Annotated in this window: 9 protein-coding genes and 3 pseudogenes; 9 read left to right on the top strand and 3 right to left on the bottom strand. The window is 74.0% G+C overall.

The annotated features are described in order from the left end of the window. The 4 genes and pseudogenes from ABD353_RS04835 to ABD353_RS04820 all read left to right on the top strand — a co-directional run. Positions 1 to 255 (top strand): annotated as a pseudogene (locus ABD353_RS04835) (hypothetical protein); the annotation flags it as partial. An 85-nt stretch (positions 256 to 340) separates the two neighbouring features. Continuing rightward, the gene (locus ABD353_RS04830) at positions 341 to 949 is read left to right on the top strand and encodes a bacterial proteasome activator family protein (protein ID WP_425555076.1); all 609 of its coding nucleotides are present in this window, start codon (positions 341 to 343) and stop codon (positions 947 to 949) included. A 190-nt stretch (positions 950 to 1,139) separates the two neighbouring features. Continuing rightward, the gene (locus ABD353_RS04825) at positions 1,140 to 2,588 is read left to right on the top strand and encodes a protein kinase domain-containing protein (protein WP_344622187.1); all 1,449 of its coding nucleotides are present in this window, start codon (positions 1,140 to 1,142) and stop codon (positions 2,586 to 2,588) included. 121 nt (positions 2,589 to 2,709) lie between these two features. Next, positions 2,710 to 4,449: a protein kinase domain-containing protein gene (locus ABD353_RS04820; RefSeq protein WP_344622186.1), complete on the top strand. Its 1,740-nt coding sequence runs from the start codon at positions 2,710 to 2,712 to the stop codon at positions 4,447 to 4,449. Positions 4,450 to 4,461: 12 nt separating this feature from the next. Here the strand turns inward: ABD353_RS04820 and ABD353_RS04815 are convergent, their stop codons facing one another. Both ABD353_RS04815 and ABD353_RS04810 read right to left on the bottom strand, forming a co-directional pair. Next, positions 4,462 to 5,487, bottom strand: a complete 1,026-nt coding sequence (locus ABD353_RS04815) for a phosphotransferase enzyme family protein (protein WP_344622199.1) — start codon at positions 5,485 to 5,487, stop codon at positions 4,462 to 4,464. Positions 5,488 to 5,665: 178 nt separating this feature from the next. Further along, positions 5,666 to 6,334: a response regulator gene (locus ABD353_RS04810; RefSeq protein ID WP_344622185.1), complete on the bottom strand. Its 669-nt coding sequence runs from the start codon at positions 6,332 to 6,334 to the stop codon at positions 5,666 to 5,668. A 379-nt stretch (positions 6,335 to 6,713) separates the two neighbouring features. Here ABD353_RS04810 and pdhA point away from each other — a divergent pair, with 379 nt between their 5' ends. The 3 genes and pseudogenes from pdhA (at position 6,714) to ABD353_RS04795 (ending at position 10,360) form a co-directional block, all read left to right on the top strand. After that, positions 6,714 to 7,865, top strand: a complete 1,152-nt coding sequence (pdhA, locus tag ABD353_RS04805; protein WP_425555075.1) for a pyruvate dehydrogenase (acetyl-transferring) E1 component subunit alpha — start codon at positions 6,714 to 6,716, stop codon at positions 7,863 to 7,865. Beyond that, on the top strand, positions 7,865 to 8,839 hold the full coding sequence (locus ABD353_RS04800) for an alpha-ketoacid dehydrogenase subunit beta (protein WP_425555074.1): 975 nt from the start codon (positions 7,865 to 7,867) through the stop codon (positions 8,837 to 8,839). The genes pdhA and ABD353_RS04800 overlap by 1 nt, the downstream gene beginning before the upstream one ends. 14 nt (positions 8,840 to 8,853) lie before the next feature. Beyond that, positions 8,854 to 10,360 (top strand): annotated as a pseudogene (locus ABD353_RS04795) (dihydrolipoamide acetyltransferase family protein). A 65-nt stretch (positions 10,361 to 10,425) separates the two neighbouring features. On the opposite strand, the gene ABD353_RS04790 reads toward ABD353_RS04795, so the two are convergent. Next, on the bottom strand, positions 10,426 to 10,689 hold the full coding sequence (locus tag ABD353_RS04790; protein ID WP_344622183.1) for a hypothetical protein: 264 nt from the start codon (positions 10,687 to 10,689) through the stop codon (positions 10,426 to 10,428). Positions 10,690 to 10,880: 191 nt separating this feature from the next. Here ABD353_RS04790 and ABD353_RS04785 point away from each other — a divergent pair, with 191 nt between their 5' ends. Together ABD353_RS04785 and ABD353_RS04780 are read left to right on the top strand one after the other, a co-directional pair. Then, positions 10,881 to 12,110: a benzoate/H(+) symporter BenE family transporter gene (locus ABD353_RS04785; protein WP_344622182.1), complete on the top strand. Its 1,230-nt coding sequence runs from the start codon at positions 10,881 to 10,883 to the stop codon at positions 12,108 to 12,110. A gap of 320 nt (positions 12,111 to 12,430) precedes the next feature. After that, positions 12,431 to 13,039, top strand: a pseudogene (locus ABD353_RS04780) (peptidoglycan-binding domain-containing protein); the annotation flags it as partial. Positions 13,040 to 13,600: the final 561 nt, after the last annotated feature.

Genomic DNA, 13,600 nt, shown 5'->3' with positions numbered 1-13,600 from the left:
CACCCCGTCCGCACCCCCCGCACCCCGAGCGCGCCGACCACCGCCGCCCGGCCCGCCACCCCGGACGCCTCCGCGGACCTGGCCGACGGGCAGCCCTCCGTCACCGCCGCCGCGCCCGTCCCGCAGGCCGCCGCCGACCTGGCCGCCCCGCTGCGCTGGTCCGACCCGGCCACCCGCCAGCTGCCGCTCGGCGCCGGGCTGACGCTGATCGGCCTGGGACTGGGCCTGGTCGGCGTGAAGCTGCGGCGCGGCTGACCGGGCCGCCGTCGGCCGCCGGACCGGCCGTACAAGATCCGCAGGCACTCCCCGCACCGAACGCCGGTGAGGGAGAATGCCCTTCATGACGAACCCGATGAACGAGCGCTCGTTGCAGCAGGCCGTCGAGGCGTCGGGCGGGCAGCCGGACGACGCGCCGAAGGTCCTGATCGTGGGCCCGGACGGGATGCCGGTCGGCGCCGTCCCGGGCGGTTTCGGCCGGGCCGACGACCAGGGGGAGCCGCGCGAACTGCCGGTGACCGAGATGGTCGAGCAGCCGGCCAAGGTGATGCGGATCGGCAGCATGATCAAGCAGCTGCTGGAGGAGGTCCGGGCGGCTCCCCTCGACGAGGCCAGCCGGGCCAGACTCAAGGACATCCACGCCAGCTCCATCAAGGAGCTCGAACTCGGCCTCGCCCCCGAGCTGGTCGAGGAGTTGGAGCGGCTGTCGCTGCCCTTCACCGAGGACAGCATCCCCACCGAGGCCGAACTGCGGATCGCCCAGGCGCAGCTCGTCGGCTGGCTGGAGGGGCTCTTCCACGGCATCCAGACCGCGCTGTTCGCCCAGCAGATGGCGGCCCGGGCGCAGTTGGAGCAGATGCGGCGCGCACTGCCGCCCGGCCTGCACGGTGTCGAGCCGGGCGAGGAGGAGGGCGGCCCGGGCCGCGGCATCCGTTCGGGTCCGTACCTCTAGCGGTCGCGTGTCGCAGCTGTTCGGCAACCGCGTTGCAGGCCGGACACAGCTGCGCCCCTGCACCCGATCACGTCGGCGCGAGCCGATACCCTGGGCCCCTGCCGTCGGCCGCCGCGCCGTCGGCGGGGGCCTGCGGCAGCGCGGGCCCGCGCACCGGGCACGCCCGGACGAGATGTGGAAGCAGGGGGACATGAGCGAGGACGGCACCACGGTCGAGGGCCACGCCCTGGGCAACGGTCGGTACGTGCTGCAGCGCCTGCTCGGGCAGGGCGGCATGGCCTCCGTGCACCTGGCGTACGACACGGTGCTGGACCGCCAGGTCGCGGTGAAGACCCTGCACACCGAGCTGGGCCGGGAGGCCTCGTTCAAGGAGCGCTTCCGCCGCGAGGCGCAGGCCGTCGCGCGCCTCCAGCACACCAACATCGTCCAGGTCTACGACAGCGGCGAGGACGTCGCCGCGGACGGCGCCGCCACCCCGTACATCGTCATGGAGTACGTCGAGGGCCAGGCCCTGCGCGACGTGCTGAACGACGCGATCGCGCAGCACGGCGCGATGCCGACCGCCCAGGCGCTGAAGATCACCGCCGCGGTGCTCTCCGCGCTGGAGGCCTCGCACGACCAGGGCCTGGTGCACCGGGACATCAAGCCGGGCAACGTCATGGTCAACACCAAGGGCATCGTCAAGGTGATGGACTTCGGCATCGCCCGCGCGCTGCAGTCCGGCGTCACCTCCATGACGCAGACCGGCATGGTGGTCGGCACCCCGCAGTACCTGTCGCCCGAGCAGGCGCTCGGCAAGAGCGTCGACGCCCGCTCCGACCTGTACTCGGTCGGCTGCATGCTCTTCGAACTGCTGACCGGCGGCCTGCCGTTCGACGGCGACTCGGCCTTCTCCATCGCGTACAAGCACGTCCAGGAGCCGCCGCCGGCGCCGTCGACGATCAACCGGGCGGTCACGCCCGCGGTCGACGCCCTGGTCGAGCGCGCGCTGCGCAAGGACCCGGCGCACCGCTTCCCGACCGCGGAGGCGATGCGCGAGGAGGTCGAGCGGGTCGAGTCCACCGCGCAGTCCGGCAGCTCGCCGCTGCAGGCCTCCACGCCGCTGGTGATCAGCGAGGGCCCGCGCTCGGTGCACGCCGCGCCGTCGCTGACCAACTTCCCGCAGGTCTCCGGCGACATCCGCACGCCCGCCCCGCAGATCCAGCAGCCGTACCAGCCGCAGGCCAGCACCCCGCCGCCGTACCCGCAGGTGCAGGCGCCGCACACCCCGCAGCCGTTCCCGCAGGCCCCGCACACGCCGCAGCCCTTCCCGCAGGCGCACACCCCCCAGCCGTTCCCGCAGGCCCCGCAGCCGTACCAGACCCCGCGGCCCTTCCCGCAGCAGGCGCACCCGACCGGGCCGATGCCGGCCCAGCCGGGCCCGTTCGTGGCGAAGCCGCAGCCGGGCAACAGCAACGCCGGCTGTTCGACGGCGCTGGTCGTGGTCGGTGTGATCTTCGGCGTGATCGTGCTCGCGGTGATCATCGTGCTGATCGCGGCCGCCCAGGGCGAGAAGAACAAGGGCAGCAGTTACGGCAGCTCGTCCCTGGGGGCCACCGCCTCGGTGGTGCTGGAGCTGCCGCAGGACGGCGCGGAGTAGGCGCCTGCGGACGGCGGTCCCGGCCGCAGGTTCCACGGTGACCGCGTCGAAGCGGTAGCGTTTCACAGGACGTAACCGACAGGGCGACTGCGCGCCGAGCGGCCGCCCGGGGCGAGGAGCAATGGCACAGACCGATCGACCGGGCGACGGCGAGGACGCGGACGTCCAGGCCTCCACCGAGGAGACGACGGGACGGGAGCCGGAGACCGCCGAGACGAAGGTCGTGTCGGGCCCGCCGCTCGGGCAGACCCCGGGCCGCGGCACCAAGGCCGTGCTCGGCACGGTCGGCGACGGCAGGTACCGCATCACCGGCCGGCTCGGCCGCGGCGGCATGGCGGAGGTGTTCTCCGCGCAGGACGTCCGGCTCGGCCGGACCGTCGCCGTCAAGCTGCTGCGCGCGGACCTCGCCGAGGACGACATCGCCCGGCTCCGCTTCACCCGCGAGGCGCACGCCGTCGCCGCGCTCAACCACCACTCGATCGTGGCGGTGTACGACACCGGCGAGGAGGTGCTGGACGGCGACTCCACCCCGTACATCGTCATGGAGCTGGTCGAGGGCCGGACGGTCCGCGAGCTCCTGGTGGACGAGGAGGCGCCGCCGGTCGACCAGGCGCTGATCATCATCGCCGGGGTGCTGGAGGCGCTCGCCTACAGCCACAAGCACGGCATCGTGCACCGCGACATCAAGCCCGCCAACGTGATCATCACCAGCAGCGGCGCGGTCAAGGTGATGGACTTCGGCATCGCCCGCGCCCTGACCGGCGCGGCCACCACCATGACCCAGACCGGCATGGTGATGGGCACCCCGCAGTACCTCTCGCCCGAGCAGGCCCTCGGCCGGCCGGTCGACCACCGCTCCGACCTGTACGCGGCCGGCTGCATGCTCTACGAGCTGCTGGCGCTGCGCCCGCCGTTCACCGGCGAGACCCCGCTGTCGGTGGTCTACCAGCACGTCCAGGACAATCCGGTGCCGCCGTCCCGGACCAACGGCCGGGTGCCGGCCGGGCTGGACGACCTGGTGCTGCGCTCGCTGGCCAAGAACCCGGACGACCGCTACCAGACCGCCGACGAGTTCCGGGCGCACGTCCAGCACGCCCTGCGCACCATGCACGGCGCCCAGGGCGTCGGCTACGCGGCCGGTGCCGCCGCCGCGGCAGGGCTGGCCGCCTCCGTCCAGGGCGGAAACGGCAACGGCAACGGCCGGCCCGGACCGGAGGGGACGCCCAACGGCGGCACCGCCGTCACCGAGCCGATCGGCCGCACCGACCCGGCGGATCCGACGGCCGCGCTGCCGTTCCAGGTCACCTCGCCCTACCAGACGCCGTCCCGGCCCTACCAGCCGACCGGCGGCGGGCAGGGCTACGGCGGGCAGGGCTACGACGGCGACACCGGCTACGGCGGGGGCGGCGGCCACGACGGCTACGAGCCGGAGGACCGGCGCAGCCCGTGGGGCTGGGTGCTGGGCGTCCTGGCCGTGCTGGTCGCGGCCGGCGTCGGGATCGGGCTGGCCCTCAGCGGCGGCGGCGGGGGCGGTGGCGGCGGCAACACGCCGACCCAGCAGCAGACCCAGACCACCGCTCCCGCGGACACCGGCCAGCCGACGGAGCAGCCGACCTCGGCCCCGCCGACCCGTTCGCAGACCGGCACGACCCGGCCGACCGAGCCGACCTTCGGCTCGCACTCGCCGACCGGCAGCCCGAGCCCGACGGGCTCGGCCTCGCCGACCGACACGCCGTCGCCGTCGCCGACCCCGACCGAGACCAAGTCGACCCCGACCCCGACCGAGCAGCCGACCTCGGCCCCGCCGACCCCGACCTCGGGCGGCGGGGGGTCGACCGGCCCCGCCGCGCTCACCAACTGACGGGGCGTCCGGTCAGTTGGTGAAGGCGTCCAGGACCTGCTCGTACTCCTGGCACCACCAGCGCAGCTGGCCGGCGGCCGCGGGGAAGAGCGGGTCGGCCCGGTGGTCGCCGCGCTGGTAGTGCCACTGCAGCATCCACAGGTCGTTCAGCCGCTCCCACCAGACCCGGTGGACGGCGGCGGCCAGCTCGCCCGGGCCGGCCGCCGCCCCGGCCCGGTAGGCCCTGCTGTAGGCGCGCACCCGGCAGAGGTCCAGCACGCCGGTCCGGCCGTCGTTGAAGAGCAGGGTGGCGGCCCGGACGGCCTCCTCGGCGGTCGGGTGCAGCCCGAGCTTGTCCCAGTCCAGGACGGCGGTGACCACCCCGCCGCCGTACAGCAGGTTGAGCCCGTGGAAGTCGCCGTGCGTCCAGCCGGTGGGCGGGGCGTCGGCCGGGGCAGGCCGTCGGCCGCGGTGGGCGTCGAGCAGGTCGAGCCGCTCCGCGAGGTGCTCCTCGGCCAGCGCGTCGAAGGGCGTGGCCGGGCGGTGGTGCCCGGCGAGCCTGCGCAGGTCGTCGACCAGGCGCCCGGTCTCCTCCGGATCGGCGGTCAGCCGCCCGGCGGGCTGGCGCACCGGCGCGCAGACCTGCGCCAGGGCGCCGTGCAGCCGGCCGAGCAGCGCGCCGAGGTCCGTGCACTGCGACGGGTCGAGCGCCGTGCCGTGCCGGTGCTCGCCCTCCACCCAGGGGTAGAGGCCGAACAGCCGTCCGCGGTGGGCGACGACGGTGTCCCCGTCGGTGGCGGGCAGCGGGCGGGCCACCGGCAGGCCGCGGGCGTGCAGGGCCGTGGTGGCCCGGTGCTGGGCGGTGATCGCGGTGCGGGAGGCGGTGGCCCGGTCGACGTAGCACTTGAGGAAGTAGCGGCCCTCGGTGGTGGTGACCCGGTAGCCGCGGTTCAGCAGGCCCTCGGCCACCGGCCGGACGGAGACCGCGGGCGCGGTGCCGAAGCGGCGCAGGACGCCCGCCAGGGTGGCGTGCGCGACGGGCGGGCTCAGGGTCCCCACGGGCGGGGCGGAGAGGTCGGGGCGGGCCGGTGCGGCGGCGGGCCGGTGCGGCCGGGCGCGGAGGGCGGAGGGAAGGAGGAGGGACAGGGTGCCGTCCCCGCGGAGATCGGGCGGGGAGGCCGGGCCGGTAATCACGGAAGGAGCGTAATGAGGTCGTGAAGGTGTGGTTGACAGATCGTCAACCTTCTGATCTCGCACCGGGAGGGAGGTTCCGGGCCACGTACGCGGCGGCCTGCGTGCGCCTTTCCATGCCCATCTTGGCGAGCAGGCTGGAGACGTAGTTCTTCACCGTCTTCTCGGCCAGGTGGAGTTCATTGCCGATCTGCCGATTGGTCATCCCCTCACCGATCAGGTCGAGGATCCGGCGCTCCTGCCGGGTGAGCTGCGCGAGCCGCTCGTCCTCCTTGCCGCCGCCCTCGCGCAGCCGCTCCAGGACGCGGCTGGTGGCCACCGGGTCGAGCAGCGAGCGGCCGGCCGCGACGTCCCGGACGGCGGTGATCAGGTCGGTGCCCCGGATCGCCTTCAGCACGTACCCGGAGGCGCCCGCCATGATCGAGTCGAACAGCGCCTCGTCGTCCGAGAACGAGGTCAGCATCAGGCAGCGCACCCCGGGCACCCGGGAGCGGACCTCCCGGCAGACCTCCACCCCGTTGCCGTCCGGCAGCCGGACGTCGAGCACCGCCACGTCCGGTTCGACCGCGGGGATCCGGGCGAGCGCCTCGGCGGCCGTTCCGGCCTCGCCGACCACCTCGATGTCCGCCTCGGTGGACAGCAGGTCGTGCACGCCGCGCCGCACAACCTCGTGGTCGTCGAGGAGGAATACCCTGATATGTCCGTTTCCTGTCATGGGGGAATCCTTCCACGCCACCGTGTCGAAATCCCTGCTCCCGGCCGCTCCCCGGGGGACAGCCGGGAACGGGAGACACCGAATCGATGCCCGTTACCCCCTTACGCGGAGAGCTTTGCCCGGATACCGTGCGCTGGTGTCCTGACGGCCACCGAGCCGAGACCCGCACCACACCGGCGGTTCTCGGACAGGAACAAGTAGGACGTCCTAGCGCAAGCGCGCCAAGGGGCGCCGCTGGGTAACGTTCTCGTGAGGGACGCCGTCGGAGAAGGATCACCACCTGCCGAGCAGCCGGTGCGCACACCCAGCGCGCTTTGCCCGGAGGTGACCGGACCGGTCACCGGCGACCCCGGGCGGCCGGACAGACCGAGGAGTGAACGTGACCGTCAAAAGCACGGCGAGGGCGCGCAAGAAGGCCGCCCCCGGCGTCCCTGACAACCTCCGCGCAGGCACGGGCGCCGCGCCGGAGCTCGTCCAGCTGCTCACGCCGGAGGGCGACCGGGTCGAGCACCCGGACTTCCCCCTGGTGACCAGCCCCGAGGAGCTCCGCGCGCTCTACCGCGACCTGGTGCTGGTCCGGCGGTTCGACGCCGAGGCCACCTCGCTGCAGCGCCAGGGCGAGCTGGGCCTGTGGGCGTCACTGCTCGGCCAGGAGGCTGCGCAGGTCGGCTCCGGCCGTGCGATGCGCCCCGGCGACTACGCCTTCCCGACGTACCGCGAGCACGGCGTGGCCTGGTGCCGCGACGTCGACCCGCTGAACCTGCTCGGCATGTTCCGCGGCGTGAACCACGGCGGCTGGGACCCGAACGAGAAGAACTTCCACCTCTACACCATCGTGATCGGCGCGCAGACCCTGCACGCCACCGGGTACGCGATGGGCATCACCAAGGACGGCGCGGACGACGCGGTGATCGCCTACTTCGGCGACGGCGCCTCCAGCCAGGGCGACGTCAACGAGGCCTTCACCTTCGCCTCGGTCTACAACTCGCCGGTGGTCTTCTTCTGCCAGAACAACCAGTGGGCGATCTCCGAGCCGACCACCAACCAGACCCGCATCCCGCTCTACCGCCGTGCCTCCGGCTTCGGCTTCCCGGGCGTGCGGGTGGACGGCAACGACGTGCTCGCCTGCCTCGCGGTGACCCGCTGGGCGCTCGACCACGCCCGCACCGGCAACGGTCCCGTGCTCGTCGAGGCGTTCACCTACCGCATGGGCGCCCACACCACCTCCGACGACCCGACCCGTTACCGGGGCTCCGAGGAGACCGAGGCCTGGAAGGCCAAGGACCCGATCACCCGCCTCAAGGCCCACCTGGAGAAGGAGGGTCTCGCCGACGACGCGTTCTTCGCCGGCGTCGAGGCCGAGAGCGACGCGCTCGGCCTCCGGGTCCGCGAGGGCGTGCGCTCCATGCCCGACCCGGACCCCACCCTGATCTTCGACCACGTCTATGCGGAACCGCACGCGCTGGTGGACGAGGAGCGGGCCGAGTACGTGGCCTACGCGGCCTCCTTCGAGGGCGGGGAGCAGAACTGATGGCAGAGCGACTCAGCATCGCGAAGGCGCTCAACGACGCGCTCCGCAAGTCGCTGGAGAACGACCCGAAGACCCTCCTCATGGGAGAGGACATCGGCAAGCTCGGCGGCGTCTTCAGAATCACGGACGGCCTGCAGAAGGACTTCGGCGAGGACCGGGTCATCGACAGCCCGCTCGCCGAGTCCGGCATCATGGGCACCGCGATCGGCCTCGCGCTGCGCGGCTACCGCCCGGTGGTGGAGATCCAGTTCGACGGCTTCGTCTACCCGGCCTTCGACCAGATCGTCTCCCAGCTCGCCAAGATGCACGCCCGCTCGCTCGGGCACGTCAAGCTCCCGATCACCGTCCGCATGCCGTACGGCGGCGGCATCGGTGCCGTCGAGCACCACAGCGAGTCGCACGAGGCCTACTTCGCGCACACCGCGGGCCTCAAGGTGGTCACCCCGTCCAACGCGCACGACGCGCACTGGATGCTGCGCGAGGCGATCGCCTCGAACGACCCGGTGATCTTCCTGGAGCCCAAGCGCCGCTACTGGGACAAGGGCGAGGTCGGCGACAGCTCCGACCTGCCGCTGCACTCCGCGCGGATCGTCCGCCCGGGCACCGACGCGACCCTGATCGCGTACGGCCCGATGGTCAAGGTCTGCCAGGAGGCCGCCGCGGCCGCCCAGGAGGACGGCCGCAACCTGGAGGTCGTCGACCTCCGCTCGCTCACCCCGGTCGACTTCGCCACCCTCGAGGAGTCGGTGAAGCGTACCGGCCGCGGCATCGTCGTCCACGAGGCGCCGGTCTTCCTGGGCATGGGCGCCGAGCTGGCCGCCCGGCTCACCGAGAAGTGCTTCTACCACCTGGAGGCGCCGGTCCTGCGCGTCGGCGGCTACTACGCGCCGTACCCGCCGTCCCGGGTCGAGGAGTCCTTCCTGCCCGACCTCGACCGTGTGCTCGACGCCGTCGACCGCGCGCTCGCGTACTGAGAGGAGCGACGCACATGACCACCGAAGTCCGCGCGCTCCGCGAGTTCAAGATGCCCGACGTCGGCGAGGGGCTGACCGAGGCCGAGATCCTCTCCTGGTACGTCAAGCCGGGCGACACCGTCACCGACGGCCAGGTCGTCTGCGAGGTCGAGACGGCCAAGGCCGCCGTCGAGCTGCCGATCCCGTTCACCGGTGTCGTCGAGCAGCTGTTCTTCCCCGAGGGCTCCACCGTCGACGTCGGCACCGCGATCATCGCGGTGGCGGTCGAGGGTCCCGCCCCGGCGGTGGCCGCACCGGCCGCCGCTGCCGCCCCCGCACCGGCCGCCCCGGCCGAGGCGGAGGAGGTGCCCGAGCGGCGCGAGGTGCTGGTCGGCTACGGCCCGCGCACCGGCGGCACCCAGCGCCGGGCCCGCCGGACCGCCGTACCGGCGGCCGCCGCTCCCGGTTCACGGGGAACACCGCCCGTCCCCGCGGGGCCGGCCCCGCCGGCCCGCCGTACGGGGGTCCGCCGCTCCGGTTTCACGTGAAACACCGCCCGTCCCGGCGGCGCCGATCGCCCCGGCGGCACCCGTCGCCGTCCCGGTGCCGGTGCCCGCGCAGGCGGGGGAGCGGCCGCTGGCCAAGCCCCCGGTGCGCAAGCTGGCCAAGGACCTCGGCGTCGACCTCCGCACGGTCGTCCCGACCGGCCCGGACGGCGTGATCACCCGCGAGGACGTGCACGCGGCCGTCGCGCCGGCCCCCGCGGAGGCCGCACCGGCCGCCGCAGCCGTCCCGGCCCCGCAGGCCGCACCGGCCGCCGCCCCCGTGGCGAGCGGTGCGGGCGACGTGCGGGTGCCGATCAAGGGCGTCCGCAAGGCCACCGCGGCCGCCATGGTCTCCTCGGCCTTCACCGCGCCGCACGTCACCGAGTTCGTCCAGATCGACGTGACCCGCACGATGAAGCTGGTCCGCAAGCTCAAGGAGACCGGCGAGCTCGGCCGGGACGTCCGCGTCTCGCCGCTGCTGCTGGTCGCCAAGGCGCTGCTCACCGCGGTGAAGCGGCACCCGGAGATCAACGCCGCCTGGGACGAGGCCGCCCAGGAGATCGTGATCAAGGGGCAGGTCAACCTCGGTATCGCCGCGGCCACGCCGCGCGGCCTGATCGTCCCGAACATCAAGGACGCCGGCGGCAAGACGCTGACCCAGCTGGCCCTCTCGCTCGGCGAGCTGGTCGACACCGCGCGCGAGGGCAAGACCTCGCCCGCGGACATGCAGGGCGGCTCGATCACCATCACCAACGTCGGCGTCTTCGGCGTCGACACCGGCACCCCGATCCTCAACCCGGGCGAGGCCGCCATCCTCGCCTTCGGCGCGGTCCGGGAGATGCCCTGGGTACACAAGGGCAAGGTGGTGCCCCGTCAGGTCACCACGCTGGCGCTCTCCTTCGACCACCGCCTGGTCGACGGCGAGCTCGGCTCCAAGGTCCTCGCGGACATCGCCGCGATCCTGGAGCGCCCGAAGCGGCTCATCACCTGGGCCTGATCCCCGGTGAACACCGCCGGCCCCGTCCCCTCGTGGGGGCGGGGCCGGCGGCGTTCCCGGGCCGGTCAGCGGCGGGCGAGGCGCTTCACGGCGAGCAGCACCCCGCCGGAGGCGAACAGGAAGGCGGTGGCCGAGGACGGGCCGGTCTGCGCCAGCTCGGTGGCCGGGGCGGCGGGCGCGGTGGCGGTGGCCGCGGGCGCCGGCTCGTCGCCGCAGGCCCAGGCGGCGGTGCCGCCGGTCAGCACGGGCAGACCGACGCCGACCGCGACGGCGGCGGCGGTGGTGACGGCGGCGTTGCCGACAAAACGGGAGATAACGGGCGCACGCATGACTGGTCCCCCCAGGGCGGTGTGCTGACGGTGTGTGGGTGAAGGTGTCCGGCGCATCGGCCCCCCGGCCGTTGCCCGCCGGTCCTGCTCTCCGTGCCTTCACTCTGATGGACGTGCATCCGCCCCGGGGGTTGCAGGTGGTTCCGAGAAATTTTTCCGGGCCTCCGGAGTCCTTCGGCGATACTGCTCCCATGTCCGATCGTCAGACCGCGGTGAAGGCCGCCCGCAGCGCCCCCGACCTGCCCGAGCCCCGGCCCTCACTGCGGCGCGACGTCTCGGTGCCGGCCCTGCTGGCCGGTCTGGTCTGCATCGCCGTCTCCTTCTCCGGGCCGCTGGTGGTGGTGCTCGCCGCCGCCTCCGCCGGGCACCTGGGCCCGGCGCACACCGCCTCCTGGATCTGGGCGGTGTCGATCGGCAGTGGCCTGACCTGCCTGCTGCTCAGCTGGTGGACGCGGACCCCGGTGATCACCGCCTGGTCCACCCCCGGTGCGGCCCTGCTGGTCGGCAGCCTCGGTGCCCATCCCTACCGGGAGTCGGTGGGCGCCTTCCTGCTCTCCTCGGTCGCCGTGGCCGTGCTCGGCGCCACCGGCCTGTTCGGCCGACTCGTGCGGGCGATCCCGGTCGGCATCGTCAACGCGATGCTGGCCGGCATCCTGTTCACCTTCGGCGCCGGGATCTTCACCGAGCTGCGGAGCGCCCCCGCCCTGGTGCTCGGCACCTTCGCCGCCTTCCTGCTCGCCAAGCGGTGGCTGCCGCGGTACGCCGTCCCGCTGGCGCTGCTGGCGGGTGCGGCGCTCGCCGCGGCCACCGTCGGGCTGCCGCTGCACTTCGGGTCGGGCGGGCCGACCCGGCCGGTGCTCACCGTGCCTGCCTTCTCCTGGTCCGCGACCGTCGGCCTGGCACTGCCGCTCACCATCGTCGCGCTGGCCTCGCAGAACGCCCCGGGCCTCGGCATCATGCGGGCCTCCGGCTACCGGCCGGACGACCGGATGCTGGTGGGGGCCACCGGCGCGGTCTCCGTGCTGCTGGCGCCGTTCGGCTCGCCGGGCGTCAACCTGGCCGCCATCACCGCCGCGATCTGCACCAGCGAGGAGAGCCACCCCGACCCGCGGCGGCGCTACGTCGCCGGGATGTCGGCCGGCGTCCTCTACCTCCTGGTGGGCAGCTTCGGCGGGGTGCTGGTCGGCCTGTTCACCGGGCTGCCGCACGTGCTGATCGCGGTGATCGCCGGAGTCGCGCTGCTCGCCTCCTTCCAGGGCAGCCTGGCCGGCGCGGTCGCCGACGAGCACGGCCGGGACGGCGCCGTGGTGACCTTCCTGGCGACCGCCTCGGGCATGACGCTGTTCGGCATCGGCGCGGCGTTCTGGGGACTGCTGCTCGGCGTCGCCACCCATCTCGTGCTGCACCGCCGCAGGGCCTGAAAACGGTTCTCCCATTTCCGCGGTATTCCGTCGGAATCACGTCGAATGCCCGTATTCAGGGTTCGTGGACGCCGTGCGTGCGCTCCGGTCGGCCAAACGGCCGAACCCGGGATGCGATCTTGCCCGTGATGTGCTCGCGGAACTGCCCCGAACGGCCGAATTCCGTGCGGGTACGGGCAGTTCGGCACGAAATTCACGGGCCGCGGATCGCATGGCGGAGCGGGTCGCGCGGGTAGGCTGAGGCGGCTCGATCCGGATGCGGTGGGGAATTCGGAATCACCCGCTCCGGTGCACGTGAATTCCTCCGACGAGCAGCAGCGATGGCTGGTGACATGGCAGTGGGCGATCTGATCCGGGATGCGGAGTGCGAATTCGAGGGGGAGGAGGAGACCGCCGAGGCGGTCGGATCCGGCCGCTCGCGGCTGGTGCGGCGCCGCCGCGCCCTGCTGGCGGTCGCGGCCTCCGCCGCGCTGATCGCCTGCGGCGGCCTGGGCGCCGCAGGACTCGTCAAGTCGCCCGCCGAGCGGGCGGCCGACACCGCCCCGCCGCCCGGCACGCTGCTCACCGCCGAGGCCACGACCAAGGTGCTGACCCGTGCCACCGTCACCCGCGGCCAGGTCTACCCGCCCACCCGCTACGACGTCACCCCCGCCGCGTCCTCCCCGGACATCACGCAGCTGTACGTGTCCGCGCTGGCGGTGAAGGCGGGTGACGCGGTCGCCAACGGCCAGCTGCTCGCGGAGGTCTCCGGCCGGCCGCTGTTCGTCCTCAAGGGCGCGGTGCCCGCCTACCGGGACCTCAAGCCGGGAGCCAACGGGTCCGACGTGGCCCAGCTGCAGGCCGCACTGGCCGACCTCGGCCACGGGCGCGGTTCGGACGCCGAGGGGGAGTACGGCCCGGGCACCGCGCAGGCCGTCACCGACTTCTACCGGCAGCTCGGCCACCCCGCACCCACCGCGGGCGCGGCCGCCGAGCAGGCCGTGGACGCCGCGAAGCGCGCCGTGGAGGCGGACCAGCGGACGGTCGACGACCTGAAGGCCCGGCAGGGGTCGGCCGCCGCGGCCCCGCCGTCGGGCGCGCCCTCCGCCGCCCCGGCCGACCAGGGCGCCCTGCCCGGCCTCGCCGCCCAGCTCGACGAGGCCGAGCGGCGGCTGTCCGACGACCGGGCGGCGCTGGCCCGGGCGCAGGCGGCCGACGGGCCGGTGGTGCCCGCCGGGGAGGTGGTCTTCCTGCCCGTGCTGCCGGCCGCCGTGACGGCCGTGAACGCAACCGTCGGCGCCCCGGTCGCAGGTCCGCTGCTCTCGCTGACCAGCGGCGACCTGGTGGTCACCGGCCAGCTCACCCCCGGCCAGGCGCCCGGGATCACCCCGGGCATGGCGGTGGAGATCCTCTCGGAGAGCACCGGCACGGTGGTGCGGGGCGAGGTCGCCGAGCTGGGACCGCAGACCACCGCGCCGCCGGCGGGCCGGGTGATCGCGATCGGCGGCACC

This window comes from Kitasatospora arboriphila (assembly GCF_039528095.1).
Lineage (GTDB): Bacteria > Actinomycetota > Actinomycetes > Streptomycetales > Streptomycetaceae > Kitasatospora > Kitasatospora arboriphila.
Note: the sequence above shows the minus strand (reverse complement) of the source record. Positions and strands in the feature narration are given on the sequence as shown.